The following is an 18,828-nucleotide window of genomic DNA, read 5'->3' on the forward strand; positions in this document are numbered from 1 at the left end:
CGAACGCCTCAGCCACGATGTGCTCAGGTCATGAGGTGCAAGTGTAGCCGGCGGGGAGTCGTGCGTACGCCCGTACCACGCGGCTGTTCGTGAGCCCGCCATTTCTGCCCTGACCAGAAAGTCTTCGTTCAGGAGTGGAGCGCGTGGGCGATGGCCAGGCCCAGCGCCTCGCCTACCGGCGGCGGGGAGGCGTGGCCGATCTGCCGGTAGCGGGCTGTCTTCTTTCCGGTGATCGCCCAGTCCTTCGGGAAGCTCTGGAGCAGGGCTGTCTGGTCCACCGTGAGCTGCACCATGCAGTCCTTGCCGAGTTCCGGCGCCCAGACGAAGTCCGGTCCTGGGATCTCGTCGCCCAGAGAGTGGGCGTTCACCCCCAGCTTCTCCCACTTCCGCTTGGTTCCGGCCGGCCCCAGGTCCGCCCCACCTCGATTCTTCGACCCGCCGACCAGTGTTGGAGCCACGGTGGCCGCATGGGCCGCCCATCGGTCGGCGTCCTTCCAGCCACGCGACCGCATGGAGGGCACCAGAGCTTCGCCGGCTGACACGTGATCCGTCACGGTCGGGGAAGGCGACCGAAAGGCCGAGAACCACCGCTTCTTGAGCGCCACCAGTACGCCCTGCTTGCGGTCTTGCGGCACTCCGAAGTCGGCGGCGTTGAGGACGAACCAGCTGAACTCGTAACCGAGATGTTCCAGTTCGGCGTGGGCGAATTCGCGGAAGTCGCGGAACCTGTCCGAGTCCGCGAGGGCGGGCACGTTCTCTAGGAGCATGGCCCGAGGCCTGACCGCGTGGGCGAGGTAGACGGCGGCCTTCAGCAGTCGCTCCTCCTCGCCCGACTCGGCCCGGGCAGCCGTGGCGTTGGACTTCACCCGCGGCAGTCCCGCGGACAGCAGGTCCACGTCGTAGCTCTCCGGGTTCTCGCTCGGGTCGAGGTCCAGAAGGTTCCCTTGGAGCACATTCCAGTGCGGTCGGTTGGCCCGTAGGGTTCGGCAGGCATCAGCGTCCTCGTCCAGGAGCAGCGTCGGCTCGAAGCCGGCCCGCTCCAGTCCCAGGGCCAGCCCACCCGCCCCCGAGCACACGTCCACAAAGGTCAGCCCGCTCATCAACTCGCCCCCCGTCCCCGTTGGGCCCTCCGTCGCGTCACCGCCGCTGCGACGCACAGGGCCACATCCTCCGGCGCTTCATGCTCCCAGAACCGCAGAACCTCCCACCCGGCGGCAACGAGGTGCTCGGTGGTCTCCGCGTCACGTGCCATGTTGCGGTCCAGCTTCCGCCGCCACCACTCTGCGTTCGACTTCGGCTGCGTTGCGTGTTGAGGGCAGCCGTGCCAGAAGCACCCGTCGATCATGACGGCCACCTTGACCGACGTGAAGGCCACGTCGATCCGGCGTCGGGCCATGCCCGGCACCGGGTACTCCACGCGGTAGCGCAGCCCGGCTGCGTGGAGCAGGCGACGGACCACCAGCTCGGGGGCCGTGTCCTTGCTGGCTTGTCTGCTCATACGTGCGGAGACGGCGGGCGACAACGGCTTCATCGTGCTCAAGACGGCTTGCCTCACGATCGTGGCTCGGTCCGTTCGACTGACTGCCGAGTCTGCCCGGCCCGGGTCGATCCGTGGTGCCGCACCGGGCCTGCCCCGGCCGCCTGGACGAGGTGGGCGTGGTGAGACCGAACACCATCACGAGCCGCGCGGGTCGAATCGAGACGTGGGACTACGGCTGTGGTGTCGATTCCATCACGGGGGCGAGCCCAACAGCATCAGAGTGTCGGACGGGTGGCGGTCCTTCAGGCCTCCGGGCACCCGTGGCAGGCCATGTAGGAGGTGCCCGAACCACACCAACAAGCGGCCCCTCTCTGTGGCGGCCACCCCACAGCCCGCCCCCGAGCCGCCAACGTCGTCGCATACTGCGGCAACAACGACACATCCCCCGGCGAAGCCCCCTCCGAAGCCGCGAACGCCTCATAAGACGGCACCGTCCCCGTCACAATCCCCAGGTTCGGCGTCCCAGAAGCCGCCAGCTCCCGCAGCGCCCCCTCTATCGTCCCCAGATGCTCCTCATGCGAGGGGTACTCCGCAGCGAGGGCCGGATAAGAGGACACCAGCTCCGCCAGCTCATCCGCCGGCCAGTGCAGTACCGCCACCGGGAAGGGGCGGGACAAGGCCTCCCGGTACGTCCCCAGCTCGGCCCGCAGCCGCGAGATTTCCGCCGCAAGCTCCGCCGGGTTGTTCGAGCCGAGGGACCACACGCGCTTCGGGTCGTGCAGCTCGTCCAGGGAGACGGGGGAGGAGTGGAGCGTGTCGGCGAGGATGTCCCAGTCGTCGTGGGTGGCGCCCAGCATGCGCCGTACCCTGTGGCGGCCGAAGAGCAGCGGATGTGTCGAATACGGGGGTTCCGTCACATCTGTCAGGAGCAGCCGCGCCCCCTCCGTGAACGTCTCCTGCGCCGCCTCCAGCTCGTCGTGCGACTCCAGGGCCTCCGCCACGATCACCCAGGGGGCCGGGTCGCGGGGGGACGCCGCTCGGACGCCGTCGATGATGGCCCGGGCCTCCGCCTCGTGGCCGTACTCCCAGAGGTTCGACGCCTTCAAGGCGCGTACCAGATGTACGTGCTCCAGGCCGTCGGACGATGACAGCAGGCGGTCGTAGAGCTTGGTCGCGGCGGGGCGGTCGCCGGCCAGTTCCAGGTGGGCCGCGGCCTGCAGCAGCAGAGCTTCCGCGTCCTCGGGGTACAGGCCGGCGGTCCGCTCCAGGCGTGCCGCTTCGGCGGGGTGGTCGACGTTCTCGGCAGGCGTGTCGGGGCGCATGGGATCACCGTACTGCCGACCACCGACAAAGAAACGGTCACATCGAGGCCTTGCGGTCGAGAGACCGTGCGGAGTCCGGAGAGGGATGTGCCTCCCGCAGCGCCGCGTACGTCATCACCGCCAGGCCCAGCAGGACGATGCCCGCTCCGACGTACAGCGGAGCCGTGTAGCCGAGGCCCGCGCTGATGGCGAGGCCGCCGAGCCAGGCGCCGAGGGCGTTGCCGATGTTGGACGCGGAGACGTTGGCGCCGGCGGCTAGGGGGACGCCGTGAGCGTGGTCCGTCACGCGGGTGATCATGCCGGGGACGCTCGCGAAGCCGAACACGCCCGTCAGGAAGACCAGCACTACGGAGGCCGCGGGGCTGCTCGCCAGCAGGCCGAACGCGACAAGCGTGGCGGTGAGACCGGCCAGGGAGACGATCAGGGTCAGATCGCGGTTGTGGTCGGCGCCCCGTCCGCCGGCCATGTTCCCGGCGACCAGGCCGCTGCCGTACACGACGAGCAGCCAGGCGACGTCCGTACTGGAGAAGCCGGTGACCTCGGTGAAGGTGTAGGCGAGGTAGCTGAACGCGCCGAACATCCCGCCGTAGCCGAGGGCGGTGGCGGCCAGGGTCAGCCACACCTGCGTGGAGCGGAAGGCGCTCACCTGGGCGCGGAGGCCGTCCGCCCGGCCACCGGCGGGCACCTTGCCCGCCCAGGCCGGTACCAGCGCCGCGATGGCGACCGCGGCCAGGACGCCGATGCCGGTGATCGCCCAGAACGTGGCCCGCCAGCCCCAGCGTTCGCCGACCAGGGCGCCGAACGGCACGCCCAGCACGTTCGAGACCGTCAGGCCGGCGAACATCACCGCCACCGCTCTCGACGCCCGCTCCGGAGGGACCAGGCGGCGGGCGACGAGCGAGCCCAGGCCGAAGAACGTGCCGTGGCACAGTGCGGCGACCACGCGGCCGAGCAGCATCACCGGGTAGTTGGGTGCGACGGCGGACAGGAGGTTGCCGATGACGAACAGCACCACCAGCCCGACGAGGACCGGCTTGCGGGGCAGGCGGGCGGTGGCGGCGGTCACCGCGATCGCGCCGACGGCGACGGTCAGCGCGTACCCGGAGATCAGCCACCCGGCCGCGACTTCGGACACGGCCAGGCTCCGGCTCACCTGCGGGAGCAGCCCGGCGATGACGAACTCGGTCAGGCCTATCCCGAAACCGCCGAGGGCGAGCGCGACCAGCCCGGCGGGCATCCGTCGTGCCCCACCGGGTGTGCCGTCGCCCCCGCCCTCCCGTGTGCCGTCGCCTCTGCCGTCCCGTGTGGCGCCGGGAATGGCGTCGCGCGTACCGCCGGGTGTGCCGTAGGGCCTGCCGCCGCTCGTCAGATCAGATCACCACCCCGTCGATCTGCAAGGTCTGCACCGCCTTCGCCGCGAACGGCACGCTCACCGACTTCCCGCTCAGCCGCGTGTCCGAGTACGACCGGTACCTGTCGCCGCCCGTCGTGACCGTGTTCCAGCGCGGGACCAGGCCGCCCGAGCCGCCCGCCACCGTCGCGAAGCGGGAGAGATCGAAGGTGAGGGTCTGGGCGGAGGTGGAGGTGTTCACGGCCACGATCACCAGGCGCCTCGCCGCCGCGTCGTAGCCCGCCGCCGCGTAGCTCACGCCCGTGTCGAGGATCCGCATGCCCGGGCGGATGTGGCGGCTGAACTGTGCCATGACGTAGTACTTCGTCTGGATCGTCGTCGGCTGCAGAGTGTTGGCGTCGTACGCGATCATCGCCCAGCCCGTCGACGGGTCCATGACCTGCCAGTAGCACCAGGCCGTCGGGTGCAGCCAGCGGAAGTCGTAGCAGAGGTTCTGCGCCATGGTGAGGCCGGTGCCGTCGCTGTCGCCGGTCTCCGAGTTCCACAGCTTCTTGCCGGAGTTCGTCACCACGTCCGTGTAGAGCAGGTCCCTGCGGCCGCCCGAGCCCTGGTAGCCGTGCACGTTGACCTGGCTGACCAGGGCCTTCGTCGATGATCCGAAGGAGCTCCAGGTCGAGCGGGCCGTGTCGTAGTTCGTCTCGTCGGACGCGGCGATGCGCAGACCCGTCAGGCCACGCTTGTCCAACTCGCCGCGCATGTGGGGGAGTACGGCCGCCTGGACCGCGGGGTCCATGTGGCAGCCCTCCTGGGTGCCGGTGGCGGTCCACCAGCCGGCGGCCGGCTCGTTGAAGGGGTCGACCGTCGCGAAGTTCACGCCCCAGTTGTTCTTCGCGCGCAGGGCGGTCGCGGCCAGGTGGGAGGCGTGCTGGCGGTAGTTCCAGGACTGGAGGTTGTTGCCGCCGTTCGCCGCGCCGGAGGGGTTGTGGTTGAGGCACATCCACCACATGGGGGAGTTGGCGAAGAGCTCGCTCACCGCGCCCCGCTGCGTCGCCTTCACCAGCATCGCCCGCTGGTTGGCGTCCGCCGTCCAGTCCCAGGCCGAGGAGGCGGGGTCCTCGTTGTTCCAGTCCTGCCAGAAGCCCTCGATCTGCTTGAAGGCGGGGATGTTGGGCGATTCGACCATCGACGCGCCGCCGACGGAGTTCCAGCTGCACGCGCCCAGGTTGTAGCGGGCGATGTTGAGGCCGAGACCGGGGAGCGTCGTGCCGTTGTACGACACCGACTTGGTGGTGAAGAAGATGTCCGCGAAGTCGTCCCGGGCGCCGAAGACGTTGGCCCACCAGGCCAGGGACGTACCCCAGCCCTCCCAAGTGCCGTACGACGTCCCGGGATTGACGGCGATCGTGGCGTCCGCGTGTGCGGTGCCCGTCGCCAGGGCGCTGCCGAGGAACGTTCCGCCTGCCGCGGTCAGCAGGGTTCTGCGTCGGATCATGGCTACTCCGGCTCCGAGTCGATCGACACCGGTCCCTGAACCGGCGCCGTGGCCTGTCCCGCTCATGCCAGGACGAAGCATCGGGGGTGGTGTGCGGGGTTGTCGAGGGTTCTGACAGCCCTTTCTAAAACCTGTGGAGGAAGTCCGGGATTTCGGACGCGCGGCTGCGATCTTCTACGGCGACCGATGAGTTTTCGCGCGGCACACTGTCTACGGGGGAGGGACGGGACACGTCCCCTGCCGAGAGAGAAGTGGTGCGCGATGAAGCTGGCACTCACGCAGTTCCTGACGCTGGACGGTGTCTACCAGGGCCCGGGGTCCCCGGACGAGGACACCAGCGACGGGTTCACCCGGGGCGGCTGGTTCGTGCCGCACCTGGACGAGGAGTTCGAGCGGCTGGCCGGCACCTGGCTCGGCCAGGCGGACGCGCTCCTGTTCGGACGCCGTACCTACGTGAACTTCGCGCGGGACTGGCCGAAGATGACCGACCACCCCTTCGGCGCCATCATGAACAGCCTGCCGAAGTACGTGGCCTCCCACACCCTGACCAGGGCCGAGTGGAACCCGAGCACGATCCTCTCCGGCGACATCCCCGCCCAGGTCGCCGAACTGAAGCGGCAGCCCGGCCGTGAGCTGCAGATTCACGGCAGCGGCCGACTGGCCCAGTCCCTGCTGGCCGCCGGCCTGATCGACGAGCTGCGCCTCGTGATCGCCCCGGTGGTCGTCGGCACCGGCCGACGCCTGTTTCCGGACGGCGGCGCCCCGGCCGGCCTGCGCCTGCTCCGCAACGAGACGACGCCGGGCGGACTGGCCGTCCACGTCTACGCATCGACGGGACGCCCGGAGTACGGGACGTACGGGGCCGACGCGTAGGCCTCCGTGCCGAACCGACCCCGACGACGCGCGGGTGATCGCCGGTGGAGCCCAGAATTCCTCGCCCGGCGATCACGTATCTCGGCGGCGGGGGCTGAACCGCGTACAGGCCTGGTGACTTGAAGGCCCGCCCCTTATCGTGCGGGCGGCCCCGGTCGAGGAGGCGTACGCATGCGGCTTCACGTCGTGCATCACGGCATACGGCGGCGGCGTGCCCTGCGCCGGCGGGCGCTGTGGGCCGGGGGCGAGGTCCTGGTCACCGTCGGGGTCGTGCTGCTGCTGCTCGTCGTGCATCAGCTGTGGTGGACCAACCGGGAGGCCCGGGAAGGCGCCGAGCGGGAGGTGGAGGCGCTGGAGCGGTCGTGGGCCGAGGGGGAGCACGACAACCGTCCGTCGGATACGACGGCTACGGCGGCCACCACGCCTCCGTCCCCCGACCCCGCCTCCGAACAGCCCGCCGCCCCCCGACAGCCGCCCGCCGCCGACGCCCGGCCCTCATCGCCCCGCTGGTCCCAGGCCTACGCCATCCTCACCATCCCCCGCCTCCACCTCCGCATTCCCGTCGCCGAGGGCACCAGCAAGCGGAACGTCCTCAACAAGGGCTACGTCGGCCACTACCCCGGCACCCAGCAACCCGGCCAGACCGGGAACTTCGCCCTCGCCGGGCACCGCAACAGCCACGGGGAGCCGTTCCGGTACATCAACCGGCTCGTACCCCGGGACACCATCCGGGTCGAGACCGAGAGCGCGACGTACACGTACACCGTCGACAAGACCCTGCCGCAGACCTCGGCCCACGACGCGAGCGTCATCCACCCGGTCCCGCGTTCCACCGCCAGGCCGGCCTACGGCTACACCGACCCGGGCCACTACCTCACCCTGACCACCTGCACGCCGGAGTACACGTCCAAGTACCGGCTGGTGGTCTGGGGCAGGCTCGCCTCCGTGCGGCCCCGCTGAGGCGAACGTGTCGCCCACCTCGGCACCGGCCGGACCGGCATAAATTAACCGAGCTGATCCGACGAAGCTCGACCAGCAGAGGAAAAGGAGTCGCCAGCCATGTCACTCGCCCGCGTCCACAACTTCTCCATCTCGCTCGACGGCTTCGGCACCGGTGAGGGTCAGAGCCGTGACGCGCCGTTCGGCCACGCCGGCGAGGGGCTGCACGAGTGGATGTTCACCACCCGGTTCTGGCACCAGCTGGCCGGCAGGCCCGGCGGGACCCGCGGCATCGACGACGCCTTCGGGCGGCAGATCACGCCCGGGATCGGCGCCGAGATCATGGGCGCTGGGAAGTTCGGCCCGCCCGGATGGCACGAGGACCCGGAGTGGAAGGGGTGGTGGGGGCCCAACCCGCCATTCCACACACCGACCTTCATCCTCACCCATCACCCGCGCCCGTCGATCGAGATGGAGGGCGGCACGACGTTCCACTTCCTCGACGCTTCGCCCGCCGAGGCGCTCGAGACGGCCCGCGAGGCCGCGCGCGGTCAGGACGTACGCATCGGCGGGGGCCCCACCGTGATCCGGGACTTCTTCGCCGCCGGGCTCATCGACCACATGCACATCGTGGTGGTCCCGATCCTGCTCGGACGAGGCGTACTCCTCTGGGACGGACTGGAGGGCCTCGAGAAGGACTACGAGGTCGAGGCCACCTCCTCGCCCAGCGGAGTCACGCATGTGACGTTCACCCGAGTGGGTCTCTGAACCGCCTCTCCGGTCGAGGACGTCCTCATAGCTCCTGCGGCCCGTCGAAACCGATCAGGTATAACCGAGGGCAGGACGAACAGCCGTACGAGGGGAGGGGCGTGGTCGTGATCCGTCGCTGGGCCAACCCGCGCCCCGCCGCCGTACTGCTGCTCCTCTTCCTCGACGTCGTACTGCTCGACTCCGGCAGCCTCTCCGCCACCGTCGCGCTCGCCGCGACCGCCGCGGCGAGCTCCGCGTTCGCCGCCTGCTCGCTCCTCGCCTCGCGCGCCGCGCCCGCCGTGCCGCCCACCCGGGTGCGTACGGCCATCCGCGACCGCGACCGCCGTACGGCGTTCCTGCCCCAACGCGACCCCGACGCCAAGGGGCGCACCCGGCCCCGAGCGCCCGGACACGCCCTCCCGGCGACCGCCGCGTAGGGCACGCTCCCCAAGCCTGACCCCGCGCGGGTCGTCATGCCGCCTTCACCACTTCCGGCACGACGAGACCCCCGGAGGGCTCACCCATGTCCGTTTTCGCCGACCTGGTCCAGCACCTGGCCGACCTGCTCCAGCCACTCTTCGGCGCCACCGCGGCGGCCGCCGCGATCGTCCTGTTCACCGCGTTCGTACGGCTGCTCGTGCACCCCCTGTCCCGAGCGGCCGCGCGCGGGCAGAAGGCGCGGACCGCGCTGCAGCCGAAGATCGCCGAGCTGCGGAAGAAGCACCAGAAGAACCCCGAGAAGCTGCAGAAGGCCGTACTGGAACTGCACGCAGAGGAGAAGGTCTCCCCGCTGTCCGGCTGTCTGCCCAGCGTGTTCCAGCTGCCCGCGTTCTTCCTCCTCTACCACCTGTTCTCGAACACGACGATCGGCGGGCAGGCCAATGAACTGCTCACCCATCAGCTGTTCGCCGCGCCCCTCGGCGACCGCTGGGCGGACGCGCTGGGCGAGGGCGGGATGTTCGGGGCGGCGGGGCTCGTGTACGTCGGGCTGTTCGCCGTTGTCGCCGCGGTGGCCGCCTTCAACTACCGCCGTACGAAGCTGATGATGGCCACCAACAGTCCGCTTCCCGCGGCCGACGGGGAGCAGGTGCCCGGGATGGGGGCGGTCAGCAAGGTCATGCCGTTCATGTCCTTCTTCACGCTCGTCACCGTGGCCGTCGTACCGCTGGCCGCCGCGCTGTACGTGGTGACCAGTACGACGTGGAGTGCCGTGGAGCGGGCCGCGCTGTACCGGTAGGACGCTGGGGCGGTCCAGTCCGTGAACGGGCTCTTGCGGACTGGACGCCCAGCTTGGAGGATCGACCAGTCCTCCGATGGCTGCACCCATCGGTCGGGCGCCCCGCGATCGAGGGAGATTGTGATCATGAAGCTGCTGCGAGTCGGTACGGCGGGATCGGAGCGGCCCGCGCTGCTCGACGCCGAGGGGACCCTGCGGGACCTCTCCGGCCTCGTCCCGGACATCGACGGACCGCTGCTCGCCGACGACGACGCGCTCGGCCGGATCCGCGCCGCCGCCGAGGCGGGTTCGCTGCCCGCCCTGGACGCGGCGGGGCTGCGGGTCGGGCCTCCCCTTGCCCGGATCGGCAAGATCGTGTGCATCGGGCTCAACTACCACGACCACGCGCGGGAGACCGGGGCCGAGCCGCCCGCCGAGCCGGTGATCTTCTTCAAGGCCGCGGACACGGTGGTCGGGCCTCACGACACGGTGCTGGTTCCTCGGGGATCCGTGAAGACCGACTGGGAGGTCGAGCTGGCGGTCGTCATCGGGCGTACGGCTCGGTATGCGGAGTCGGTGGAGGAGGCGCTCGGATCTGTCGCCGGGTACGCGGTGGCGCACGACGTGTCCGAGCGGGAGTTCCAGATCGAGCGGGGCGGGACCTGGGACAAGGGAAAGAACTGCGAGACGTTCAATCCGCTGGGGCCGTGGTTGGTGACGGCGGACGAGGTGGGCGATCCGCAGGATCTGTGGCTGAAGCTGTGGGTCAACGGGGAGTTGAAGCAGGACGGGACGACGGCCGAGCAGATCTTTCCGGTGGGGGAGGTCGTGCGGTACGTCAGTCAGTTCATGACGCTGTACCCCGGTGACGTGATCAATACGGGGACGCCGGCGGGGGTTGCGCTCGGGGAGCCTGAGCCCAAGCCGTATTTGCGGGCGGGGGATGTGGTTGAGCTGGAGATCGAGGGGCTTGGTCGGCAGAGGCAGGAGTTCAAGGACGCCTAAGGGGTGGGGGACTGCGGTTGTTTGGCGACCGCGGGTGGTCCGTGGTTGCTCGCGCAGTTCCCCGCGCCCCTAAAAAGGCCAATCACCTCACGCCAGTAGAGAGGCCAGCCTGCGCCATGCCTCGCGCGGGAGCGTGTCGCGCGGCTCTCCGTCCACCACCTGCAGCGCCACGTGGTCCGCTCCCGCCTCCAGGAACGTGTCGATGCGGGCGCGGATCGACGACTCGTCGCCCCAGGCGAACAGCGCGTCGATCAGGCGGTCGCTGCCGCCGTCCTCGAGGTCGGCTTCCGTGAAGCCGAGGCGGAGGAAGTTGTTGGTGTAGTTCGGGAGGCCCAGGTACACGGCCAGGCTCTCGCGGGCCAGGGTGCGGGCCCGGGTCGGGTCCGTTTCCAGGACGACCATCAACTCGGGGGCCAGCAGCGGCGCTTCGCCCAAGGCCTCACGAGCCTGGGCCGTGTGCTCGGCGGTGACCAGGTACGGGATCGAACCGGCGGCGCGGTCGCGCGCGAGCTTCAGGCTCTTCGGGCCGAGGGCCGCCAGGAGCCGGCGGTCCGCCGGTACGCCCGCCGCGTCCAGGCCGTCGAGATGGGCGACCAGGGCCGAGTAGGGGCGGCGGTACTGGTCCGCCATCTTGGCGTGGCTGACCCCGATGCCCAGGACGAAGCGGCCGGGGTGGGCCGCATCCAGGTCGGCGAAGGCCGCCGCGCTGTCGCTGGGCTCGTGCTGCCAGATGCTCTGGATGCTGGTGCCGACGGTGAGCGTCGAGGTCGCCTCGATCAGCGGTACGGCGTTACGGGCGGAGCTGTTGCCGCCCAGCCAGACAGCGCCGTAGCCGAGCTGCTCCAACTCGGCTGTCGCCTCGGCGAGTTCGCCCTGCCGCGCCGGGTCCTCCGAGCGCAGGCCTACGCTCCAGATGCCGTACCGGCCGACGGCGTCCTTCAAGGCGTCACTCATGGGTGTGCGGTCCCTCCGGTCGGTGTGCTGTACAAGGGTGCCAACCGGAGGGAGCCTTGGGATCTTCCCTCAAAGCCAGTGAGAGTCAGTGAGAGCCGGTGAGAGCCGGTCAGAGACTCAGCCACAGGCGAGTCAGTGACCCAGGAACTGCTCCAGCGCCTCCACCACGAAACGGTGGTCATCCAGTTGCGGCAGCCCGGACACCGTGACCGCGCCGATCACGCCGACGCCCTCCACGTTGATCGGGAAGGAGCCGCCGTGGGCCGCGTACAGGTCCGGGTCCAGGCGCGAGGAGTCCTCGAACGTCGTGCCCTTGGCGCGGAAGCGGGCGCCGACCAGGTAGGAGGCGGCGCCGTAGCGTTCCACCACCCGGCGCTTGCGGGCGATCCAGGCGTCGTTGTCGGGAGCCGAGCCGGGCAGTGCCGCGTGGAAGAGCTGCTGGCCGGCGCGGTGGATGTCGATGGCGACGGGGGCCTGGCGTTCGCGGGCCAGGTCGACGAGGAGGGAGCCCAGGGCCCAGGCGTCGTCGTGGGTGAACTGGCGGAAGACCAGGCGGCGTTCCTGCGCCTCCAACTCCTCCAGTCTGGGGGTGAGTTCCGGGTGGAACTTCGGGGTGAGCTCCTGGTTGTGGGTCACAGTGCTACCACCCTTCCTTCGCGGGCCGAACGGCGAGCCGCCTCGAGTACGTCGAGGGCGGATGCCGCCTCCAGTGCGGTCACCGGGTTGGGACCGCCGTCCAGCAGGGCTTTCGCCACGGCCGCATAGTAAGCGGGGTAGTCGCCCGGAAGGGTCGGTTCGGGGCGGCCGCCGCCGGTCAGGGGGGACTCCCCGGAACCCACGCGGCCCCACAGCGACTCGGGTTCGGCGCCCCAGCCGAGGCCCGGCCGAAGGCCCTCCCGCAGCGCCGCCTCCTGCGGGTCGAGGCCGTACTTGACGTAGCCCGCCTTCGAGCCCAGCACCCGGAAGCGCGGGCCGAGCTGAGCGGCCGTGGCGGAGACGTACAGGTGGGAGCGGACGCCGTTCGCGTGCGTGAGCGCGATGAAGGTGTCGTCGTCGGTCTCCGCGCCGGGGCGGCGGATGTCCGACTCGGCGTACACGGAGGCGGCCGGGCCCAAGAGGGCCAGTGCCTGGTCGACGACATGGCTGCCGAGGTCGTACAGCAGACCTCCGATCTCTGCGGGGTCGCCGGACTCCCGCCAGCCGCCCTTCGTCTGCGGGCGCCACCGCTCGAAGCGGGACTCGAAGCGCCATACGTCGCCCAGCTCGCCGTCGGCGACGAGCTTGCGGAGGGTCAGGAAGTCGTTGTCCCAGCGGCGGTTCTGGAAGACGGAGACAAGCAGGCCGCGCTCCTCGGCCAGGGCGGCCAGCTCGCGTGCCTCGGCGGCCGAGCCGGCGACGGGCTTGTCCACGACGACGGGCAGGCCGGCCTTCAGGGCGGCGGTGGCGAGCGGGACGTGTGTCTTGTTCGGGGACGCGATGACGATCAGGTCCAGGTCGCCGGCCCGGTCGAACAGCTCGTCCGGACCGGCGGCCACGCGCACGTCCGGGAACTCGGCGCGGGCCTGCTCCTGCCGCTCGGGGTTCGAGGTGACCACCGTGTGGAGGGCGAGGCCCTCGGTGGCGGTGATCAGCGGGGCGTGGAAGACGGAGCCGGCGAGGCCGTAGCCGACGAGGCCCACGCGGAGAGGGGTGCCGGGAGTACCAGTCGTACCTGTCATGACCCTACTTTCGCAACGCTGTTGCCAAAGTGCAAGTACGAGGGAGAATGGCTGGCGTGAACAGGACGAACGGCGGCGCCAATCTGCTCGCCCTGCGCAGCCACAACACCGCGCTGGTGCTCGACCTGCTGCGCACGGCCGGCCCGGAGGGCATCAGCCGCCTCGAACTCGCCGACCGCACCGGCCTCACCCCCCAGGCGGTCAGCAAGATCACCGCCCGGCTGCGGGAGGAGGGCCTGGCGGCGGAGGCGGGCCGGCGCGCGTCGACCGGCGGCAAGCCGCGCACGGTCCTGCGGCTGGTGCCGGGGGCGGGGCATGCGGTGGGCGTACATCTGGACCGGGACGAACTGCGAGCGGTCCTGGTCGACCTGAACGGGATGGTGGTGGGGGAGCGGCGTACCCCGCTGGACCTCGGCGCGGGCGCCCAGGCCGTGGTGGCGGCGGTGGCGCGGGAGGCGGAGGGGATGGCGGCGGAGGCGCTGGGGCCGAGGAACGGGGGGCCGAGGCCGGAGGCGCTGCGGCCGACGGGCGAGGGACCGGTCGGCGCGGCCGGGGGCGACTCCGGTGGTGCGGTGCCCGCAGGGCCCACCACGCCGGACTCCCCGCTCGCCGCGTCGTCCCTCGTCGCAGTCGGCTCCCTTGTCGGTGTCGGCGTCGCCCTTCCCGGCCCTCTCGATCACGCCCGGGGCGTCCTGCACCGGGTCACCGGGTTTCCCGAGTGGGACGGGTTTCCGTTGCGGGACGCCTTGGCGCGACGGCTCGGGGTGCCGGTCGTCGTGGACAAGGACACCAACGCGGCGGCGCTCGGGCTGGCCGTCGGCGGGGCGGGCCGGTCCTTCGCCTATCTGCACCTCGGTACGGGGCTCGGTGCCGGGCTCGTGATCGGTGGGGCCGTGCACCGGGGTGCCCGGACCGGCGCGGGGGAGTTCGGGCATCAGGTCATCCAGCTGGACGGGCCCCGCTGCGGCTGCGGGAACCGCGGCTGCGTCGAGGCGCTGTGTCTGGGCGCGGTCGCCCGGGGCGAGATCGGCGAGGCCGCGCGGGTGCTCGGCGCCGGTGCCGCGAACCTCGTCGGGCTGCTCGACATCGACCTCGTACTCCTCGGCGGTCGTACGGTCGCCGCCGCGCCGGAGGCGTTCGTACGAGGGGTCGCCGCCGTCCTGGACGAGCGTGCCCGGGGGGCGGGTGCCGTGCCGGTGCGGGTCGCGCCCGGCGGGGAGCGCGGGGTCGCGGAGGGAGCGGCCCAGTTGCTGCTGGGGCCGTTGTTCGGACGGGCGGACGGCTGACCGGCCAGGCGCGCCCCCGGCGTCCAAGGCTCAGGCAGCCGGGCTCAGGCGCGACACCGGCCGTCCACGTGCGCTGATCGAGGGGACTTACCGGGCCGTACGGAGCGGCATCGGCCATCCGCCGGAAGCACCCGGCATGGTCATGTGTTCATGCGACTGCCGTTTATGCGACTGCCCAAGCCCGTATCCGTCTGTGCCCCGTCCTCCCTCTGTCTCGCAGCCGCCGCCGCCCTCCTGTCCTCCCCGGCGCAGGCCGACCCCCGTCCCTCCTGCGCCACCACTGACGACCGCGCCTTCCCGGTCACCACCCGCATCCACGGCGGCCCCGACTCCTACGAGGCCGGCGGCGGCTACGGCACCTGGTACCTGGACCTCACCAACACCACCACGCGGACCTGCGGAAACATCCACCCCGTCGTCGTCCTCGTCGACAAGCGGCGGACCCTTGAGCCCGCCCAGCCCCGCCTGGAGTTCTACGACGGCACAGCCGGCGCCCGCCCGCACTCCGTCCGCTTCGAACGCACCGACGCGGACGAACTCGTCGGTGCCTTCACCGACGACCGCGACCGCTTCTCCGGCTTCACCGTCGGCCCCGGCAAGACCCTCACCGTGAAGGTCCGGATGGAGCTCACCTCGGACGCGGAACCGAACAAGGTCACCGTCAACGCGGCCGTCGTACAACGCCACGACGGCGACGGCGACTGGGTCGGCCAGTCGAACGACTACCGCTTCGACATCGAGGCCGAACCGACCCCGCGACCCGAGCACGAGCGCGAGCCCGCCCCCGACCCCACGGCCTCCGCCACCGCACCGGCACCCGACGGCCGCCTCTCCCTCGCCGAGGAACTCGCCGGCACCGGACTCGGCCCCACGGTCGCCCTCGCCGCCGCGGCCCTGCTGCTCGTCGCCAGCGGTGCGCTGCTGCTGGTCCGCAGACGCCGCTGAAGCCACAGCCATAGCCGTATCCATGCCATAGCCGTACCCATCTCCTCACAACCCGGCCATTCCCTCAAGATCCGGCCACTGTTTAGGCTGGGGCGCGCCCGGCACCCGGCACCGGGTACACGCGCGACGCACCGCGCACTTGGGTACGGCAGGAGATCCAGCACATGGCAGAACGCAGGCCCATCGAGTCGTGGCTCACCGACATGGACGGTGTGCTCATCCACGAGGGCGTACCGATCCCCGGCGCCGACGCCTTTCTGAAGAAGCTCCGCGAGTCCGGCAAGCCCTTCCTCGTCCTCACCAACAACTCGATCTACACCCCGCGCGACCTGCACGCCCGGCTGCGCCGGATGGGCCTGGAGGTGCCGATCGAGTCCATCTGGACCTCGGCCCTGGCCACCGCCCAGTTCCTGGACGACCAGCGGCCCGGCGGCTCCGCGTACGTCATCGGCGAGGCCGGCCTGACGACCGCGCTGCACGACATCGGCTACATCCTCACCGACCACGAGCCCGACTACGTCGTCCTCGGCGAGACCCGCACCTACTCCTTCGAGGCCATGACGAAGGCCGTACGGCTCATCAACGACGGCGCCCGTTTCATCTGCACCAACCCCGACGAGACGGGTCCGTCGACCGAGGGCCCGCTGCCCGCGACCGGCGCGGTGGCCGCGCTGATCACCAAGGCGACCGGGAGGAAGCCGTATTTCGCGGGCAAGCCGAACCCGCTGATGATGCGCACCGGGCTCAACACGATCGGGGCGCACTCCGAGACCAGCGCGATGATCGGCGACCGTATGGACACCGACGTACTGGCCGGTATGGAGGCCGGGATGCAGACGTTCCTGGTTCTGACCGGCCTGACCCGGCCCGAGCAGGTGGATGCCTTCCCGTACCGGCCGTCGAAGGTCGTGGACTCGATTGCGGACCTCGTCGACAGAATCTGATCACATCTGATCTGAAACCTTTCTGGACCCGTATGGAGCAGTGAGGCCCCGCTGAGCGTGCGGGGCAGGAGTCTGCGGGGGAGGCTCCAGATATCTGGAGGTTCACGATGGGTTCCCTACGCCTCACTGTCTGTTCCGCAGTCCTCGCTGTCGCCGCCCTCACCCCGGCCGCCCACGCGGCGGACGGCGGCGGCAGCGTCTCGGTGACCCCCTCGTCCCCCGCCCCCGGCGCCGAAGTCGCGCTGCGGGTGAGCGGCTGCTCCGGCAAGACGGCCACCGCCGCGTCGGCGGCGTTCGTCGCGGACGCGCGGCTCACGGGCAGCGGCGGCACGCTCGCCGGCGAGACCCGCGTCCGCTCCTCGATCCGGCCCGGCCCGTACGAGGTGAAGGTCACCTGCGCCGACTTCCAGGTGAAGGGCACGGTCGACGTCGCCGTCGGCGGGAGTTCGGCGCGGCCGGGTGGCTCCGCCTCCGCCTCGCCCGTCGCCCCCGTACAGGCGGGCGGCGGCGGCACCGCCCGGCTCGCCGCCGCGGACGCCCGCGAGGCCGGTCCCGGCACGGGGCACGCGGTGACCGGGCTGGTCCTCGCGGGGGTCGCCGCGGTCGCCGTGGTGATCCGCGGCCGCCGCCGGAACCGCGGGACGGGTTGACCGGCCGTGTCCGACCATGAACGCACGCCCCGCACGGGTCGGCTCCTGACCGGCGTGGCCTGGGTGGTCCTGCTGCTCGGGCTGTGGCTGTGGGGCCGCGAGGTGACCGACGTACGGCACGGGATATCCGGCCCCGCCACGGGTGACATGGCGGCGGTCGGGCGGCCGCCGGACGTGGAACTGCCGCCCGCGCACCGGCCCCTCGGCGACGCCCTGCCGCAGCGTGTCGACATCCCCGGCCTCGGCGTGCAGGCGCCGGTCGTGGCCCGCGGCCTGGACGCGCGGGGCGCCGTCGCCCCGCCGCCGTTCGACCGGCCCGGAGCCGTCGGCTGGTACGCGGCCGGGGCGAAACCGGGCGCGGCCGGGACCGCGCTGATGGTCGGTCACGTCGACACCGAGACCCGGCCCGCCGTCTTCTACCGGCTCAGCTCCCTCCAGCCCGGCGAGACGGTCCGGGTGCTCCGCGACGACGGCAAGGTCGCCGAGTTCACCGTGGACGACGTCCAGGTCCTCACCCGCGACGGATTCGACGCACAGCAGGCGTACGGGCCCCGCGAGACCGGGCGGGCCGAGCTGCGGCTGATCACCTGCGGCGGCAGCTTCGACCGGGCGAGCCGCAGCTACACGGCGAACGTGATCGTCTCGGCGTATCTGACGGGGTCCGGCCTGTGAGGTCACCTGTGTTCCGCCGCAGGCCGGATCTCCGGTAACAGCTGTCGGACAAGGCCCGGACGGCCTCGTGGGCCAGGCGACGGGTGTGTCAGGATTGAGGCTTGGAACGGTGCACCCAAGGGGGAGTTGGATGTACGTCAGCAGGGGGGCTGGAACGCGGGCTGCCGCGGCGGTGCTGGGGGCGGCACTGCTGATCGCAGGCTGTTCCTCGGGGGACGGGAAGGACGAGGAGAAGAAGAAGGACGGCGCCGGCGCCGGGATCACCCAACAGCCCAAGGGGACGGACCCGTTCTGGGTCAACCCGGAGGGCAACGCGGCGCAGCAGGTCGAGGAGTACCGGAAGGCCGGCAAGAAGACGGAGGCCGAGCAGATCCGCAAGATCGCCCAGCAGCCGACCGCCGAGTGGATCCTCCCGGAGAACCCCGAGGAACAGGCCCGGGGCTACACCGAGGCCGCCGCGAAGGCCGACCGCGAGGCCCTGCTCGTCCTCTACAACATCCCGCACCGCGACTGCGGCCAGTTCTCGGGAGGCGGGGCCGCCGACGGCGACGCGTACCGGGCGTTCGTGGACGGCGTCACCAAGGGCATCGGCGACCGCCCCGCGACGGTGATCCTGGAGCCGGACGCCGTGCTGCACATGGTGGACAACTGCACACCCGAGGAGTTCCACGAGGAGCGCTACGCCCTGCTCAACGAGGCCGTCGGCAAGCTCAAGTCACTTGAGAACACCAAGGTCTACCTGGACGCGGGCAACGCCGGCTGGGGCAAGCCCGACGACATCTCCGAGCCCCTCCGGCGGGCCGGCATCGAGCAGGCCGACGGCTTCTCGGTCAACGTCTCCAACTTCTACTCCACCGAGGACTCCGTCGCCTACGGCAAGGAGCTCTCCGCGAAGGTCGGCGACAAACACTTCGTCATCGACACCAGCCGCAACGGCAACGGCCCCTACAGCGAGGGCGACCAGAACGAGCGCTGGTGCAACCCGCCGGGCCGTGCCCTGGGCGAGACCCCGACGACGAAGACGGCGGACCCGCTGGTCGACGCCTACCTGTGGGTCAAGCGCCCGGGCGAGTCGGACGGCGAGTGCAAGGGCGGCCCGAAGGCGGGCCAGTGGTGGGCGGACTACGCACTGAGCCTGGCCAAGGCTTCCAGCTAACGGCAAGCCCCGCGCCCCAAGGGGCGCGGGGCTGTTCCCATGTGCGGCTCCGCCGCGCGTGGGCGCGACCACGAC

The 18,828-nt window shown here is 71.1% G+C and carries 20 protein-coding genes; 12 read left to right on the forward strand and 8 right to left on the reverse strand.

Annotation, left to right across the window (positions count from 1 at the left end):
- Window positions 1–128: 128 nt before the first annotated feature.
- The 5 genes from ABT063_RS07230 to ABT063_RS07250 form a co-directional block, all read right to left on the reverse strand.
- Entirely contained in the window at window positions 129–1,100 is a 972-nt protein-coding gene (locus tag ABT063_RS07230; RefSeq protein WP_351056196.1) for a DNA cytosine methyltransferase, read from the reverse strand.
- Window positions 1,100–1,498, reverse strand: coding sequence for a very short patch repair endonuclease (locus ABT063_RS07235; protein ID WP_351056456.1), 399 nt, complete (start codon window positions 1,496–1,498; stop codon window positions 1,100–1,102). Before ABT063_RS07235 ends, ABT063_RS07230 begins: the two co-directional genes overlap by 1 nt.
- Window positions 1,499–1,782: 284 nt before the next feature.
- Window positions 1,783–2,802, reverse strand: coding sequence for an SEC-C domain-containing protein (locus ABT063_RS07240; RefSeq protein WP_351056197.1), 1,020 nt, complete (start codon window positions 2,800–2,802; stop codon window positions 1,783–1,785).
- A 37-nt stretch (window positions 2,803–2,839) separates the two neighbouring features.
- Window positions 2,840–4,039 carry an MFS transporter gene (locus tag ABT063_RS07245; protein WP_351056198.1) on the reverse strand — a complete coding sequence of 400 codons (1,200 nt, stop codon included), beginning with the start codon at window positions 4,037–4,039 and terminating at the stop codon, window positions 2,840–2,842.
- Window positions 4,040–4,172: 133 nt separating this feature from the next.
- Complete coding sequence (locus ABT063_RS07250; RefSeq protein WP_351056199.1) at window positions 4,173–5,645, reverse strand: glycoside hydrolase; 1,473 nt, start codon at window positions 5,643–5,645, stop codon at window positions 4,173–4,175.
- A 261-nt stretch (window positions 5,646–5,906) separates the two neighbouring features.
- On the opposite strand from ABT063_RS07250, the gene ABT063_RS07255 reads away from it, so the two are divergent.
- The 6 genes from ABT063_RS07255 (at window position 5,907) to ABT063_RS07280 (ending at window position 10,428) form a co-directional block, all read left to right on the forward strand.
- Complete coding sequence (locus tag ABT063_RS07255; protein ID WP_351056200.1) at window positions 5,907–6,518, forward strand: dihydrofolate reductase family protein; 612 nt, start codon at window positions 5,907–5,909, stop codon at window positions 6,516–6,518.
- Between the two features lie 171 nt (window positions 6,519–6,689).
- Window positions 6,690–7,478, forward strand: coding sequence for a class E sortase (locus tag ABT063_RS07260; protein WP_351056201.1), 789 nt, complete (start codon window positions 6,690–6,692; stop codon window positions 7,476–7,478).
- A gap of 99 nt (window positions 7,479–7,577) precedes the next feature.
- Complete coding sequence (locus ABT063_RS07265; protein ID WP_351056202.1) at window positions 7,578–8,225, forward strand: dihydrofolate reductase family protein; 648 nt, start codon at window positions 7,578–7,580, stop codon at window positions 8,223–8,225.
- 107 nt (window positions 8,226–8,332) lie between these two features.
- Window positions 8,333–8,644: a DUF6412 domain-containing protein gene (locus tag ABT063_RS07270; RefSeq protein ID WP_351056457.1), complete on the forward strand. Its 312-nt coding sequence runs from the start codon at window positions 8,333–8,335 to the stop codon at window positions 8,642–8,644.
- A gap of 86 nt (window positions 8,645–8,730) precedes the next feature.
- The gene (locus ABT063_RS07275) at window positions 8,731–9,444 is read left to right on the forward strand and encodes a YidC/Oxa1 family membrane protein insertase (RefSeq protein ID WP_351056203.1); all 714 of its coding nucleotides are present in this window, start codon (window positions 8,731–8,733) and stop codon (window positions 9,442–9,444) included.
- Between the two features lie 126 nt (window positions 9,445–9,570).
- On the forward strand, window positions 9,571–10,428 hold the full coding sequence (locus tag ABT063_RS07280) for a fumarylacetoacetate hydrolase family protein (protein WP_351056204.1): 858 nt from the start codon (window positions 9,571–9,573) through the stop codon (window positions 10,426–10,428).
- Between the two features lie 87 nt (window positions 10,429–10,515).
- Here ABT063_RS07280 and ABT063_RS07285 read toward each other — a convergent pair whose 3' ends face one another.
- The 3 genes from ABT063_RS07285 to ABT063_RS07295 all read right to left on the reverse strand — a co-directional run bounded on the left by ABT063_RS07285 (window position 10,516) and on the right by ABT063_RS07295 (window position 13,100).
- A complete protein-coding gene (locus ABT063_RS07285; RefSeq protein ID WP_351056205.1) occupies window positions 10,516–11,382 on the reverse strand; it encodes an LLM class F420-dependent oxidoreductase in 867 nt (288 codons plus the stop codon).
- Window positions 11,383–11,514: 132 nt separating this feature from the next.
- On the reverse strand, window positions 11,515–12,018 hold the full coding sequence (locus tag ABT063_RS07290) for a heme-degrading domain-containing protein (protein WP_351056206.1): 504 nt from the start codon (window positions 12,016–12,018) through the stop codon (window positions 11,515–11,517).
- The gene (locus ABT063_RS07295; RefSeq protein WP_351056207.1) at window positions 12,015–13,100 is read right to left on the reverse strand and encodes a Gfo/Idh/MocA family protein; all 1,086 of its coding nucleotides are present in this window, start codon (window positions 13,098–13,100) and stop codon (window positions 12,015–12,017) included. Before ABT063_RS07295 ends, ABT063_RS07290 begins: the two co-directional genes overlap by 4 nt.
- Before the next feature lie 47 nt (window positions 13,101–13,147).
- On the opposite strand from ABT063_RS07295, the gene ABT063_RS07300 reads away from it, so the two are divergent.
- The 6 genes from ABT063_RS07300 (at window position 13,148) to ABT063_RS07325 (ending at window position 18,753) form a co-directional block, all read left to right on the forward strand.
- Window positions 13,148–14,386, forward strand: a complete 1,239-nt coding sequence (locus tag ABT063_RS07300; protein WP_502990768.1) for an ROK family transcriptional regulator — start codon at window positions 13,148–13,150, stop codon at window positions 14,384–14,386.
- Between the two features lie 150 nt (window positions 14,387–14,536).
- Window positions 14,537–15,331 (forward strand): hypothetical protein, encoded by a 795-nt coding sequence (locus ABT063_RS07305; protein WP_351056209.1) that lies wholly within the window; start codon window positions 14,537–14,539, stop codon window positions 15,329–15,331.
- 164 nt (window positions 15,332–15,495) lie between these two features.
- A complete protein-coding gene (locus tag ABT063_RS07310; RefSeq protein ID WP_351056210.1) occupies window positions 15,496–16,275 on the forward strand; it encodes an HAD-IIA family hydrolase in 780 nt (259 codons plus the stop codon).
- A gap of 107 nt (window positions 16,276–16,382) precedes the next feature.
- Complete coding sequence (locus ABT063_RS07315; RefSeq protein ID WP_351056211.1) at window positions 16,383–16,925, forward strand: hypothetical protein; 543 nt, start codon at window positions 16,383–16,385, stop codon at window positions 16,923–16,925.
- Window positions 16,926–16,931: 6 nt separating this feature from the next.
- Complete coding sequence (locus tag ABT063_RS07320) at window positions 16,932–17,597, forward strand: class F sortase (RefSeq protein ID WP_351056212.1); 666 nt, start codon at window positions 16,932–16,934, stop codon at window positions 17,595–17,597.
- Between the two features lie 130 nt (window positions 17,598–17,727).
- The gene (locus ABT063_RS07325) at window positions 17,728–18,753 is read left to right on the forward strand and encodes a glycoside hydrolase family 6 protein (protein WP_351056213.1); all 1,026 of its coding nucleotides are present in this window, start codon (window positions 17,728–17,730) and stop codon (window positions 18,751–18,753) included.
- The last annotated feature ends 75 nt before the right edge of the window (window positions 18,754–18,828 follow it).

Source organism: Streptomyces sp. NPDC002838 (assembly GCF_040295365.1).
Classification (GTDB): domain Bacteria; phylum Actinomycetota; class Actinomycetes; order Streptomycetales; family Streptomycetaceae; genus Streptomyces.

What these genes read in the sequence shown, in the direction of transcription:
- ABT063_RS07230 (WP_351056196.1), bottom strand. Translation starts at nt 1,100, where the DNA reads ATGAGCGGGCTGACCTTTGTGGACGTGTGCTCGGGGGCGGGTGGGCTG.
- ABT063_RS07235 (WP_351056456.1), bottom strand. Translation starts at nt 1,498, where the DNA reads ATGAGCAGACAAGCCAGCAAGGACACGGCCCCCGAGCTGGTGGTCCGT.
- ABT063_RS07240 (WP_351056197.1), bottom strand. Translation starts at nt 2,802, where the DNA reads ATGCGCCCCGACACGCCTGCCGAGAACGTCGACCACCCCGCCGAAGCG.
- ABT063_RS07245 (WP_351056198.1), bottom strand. Translation starts at nt 4,039, where the DNA reads ATGCCCGCCGGGCTGGTCGCGCTCGCCCTCGGCGGTTTCGGGATAGGC.
- ABT063_RS07250 (WP_351056199.1), bottom strand. Translation starts at nt 5,645, where the DNA reads ATGATCCGACGCAGAACCCTGCTGACCGCGGCAGGCGGAACGTTCCTC.
- ABT063_RS07255 (WP_351056200.1), top strand. Translation starts at nt 5,907, where the DNA reads ATGAAGCTGGCACTCACGCAGTTCCTGACGCTGGACGGTGTCTACCAG.
- ABT063_RS07260 (WP_351056201.1), top strand. Translation starts at nt 6,690, where the DNA reads ATGCGGCTTCACGTCGTGCATCACGGCATACGGCGGCGGCGTGCCCTG.
- ABT063_RS07265 (WP_351056202.1), top strand. Translation starts at nt 7,578, where the DNA reads ATGTCACTCGCCCGCGTCCACAACTTCTCCATCTCGCTCGACGGCTTC.
- ABT063_RS07275 (WP_351056203.1), top strand. Translation starts at nt 8,731, where the DNA reads ATGTCCGTTTTCGCCGACCTGGTCCAGCACCTGGCCGACCTGCTCCAG.
- ABT063_RS07280 (WP_351056204.1), top strand. Translation starts at nt 9,571, where the DNA reads ATGAAGCTGCTGCGAGTCGGTACGGCGGGATCGGAGCGGCCCGCGCTG.
- ABT063_RS07285 (WP_351056205.1), bottom strand. Translation starts at nt 11,382, where the DNA reads ATGAGTGACGCCTTGAAGGACGCCGTCGGCCGGTACGGCATCTGGAGC.
- ABT063_RS07295 (WP_351056207.1), bottom strand. Translation starts at nt 13,100, where the DNA reads ATGACAGGTACGACTGGTACTCCCGGCACCCCTCTCCGCGTGGGCCTC.
- ABT063_RS07300 (WP_502990768.1), top strand. Translation starts at nt 13,148, where the DNA reads ATGGCTGGCGTGAACAGGACGAACGGCGGCGCCAATCTGCTCGCCCTG.
- ABT063_RS07305 (WP_351056209.1), top strand. Translation starts at nt 14,537, where the DNA reads ATGCGACTGCCGTTTATGCGACTGCCCAAGCCCGTATCCGTCTGTGCC.
- ABT063_RS07310 (WP_351056210.1), top strand. Translation starts at nt 15,496, where the DNA reads ATGGCAGAACGCAGGCCCATCGAGTCGTGGCTCACCGACATGGACGGT.
- ABT063_RS07315 (WP_351056211.1), top strand. Translation starts at nt 16,383, where the DNA reads ATGGGTTCCCTACGCCTCACTGTCTGTTCCGCAGTCCTCGCTGTCGCC.
- ABT063_RS07325 (WP_351056213.1), top strand. Translation starts at nt 17,728, where the DNA reads ATGTACGTCAGCAGGGGGGCTGGAACGCGGGCTGCCGCGGCGGTGCTG.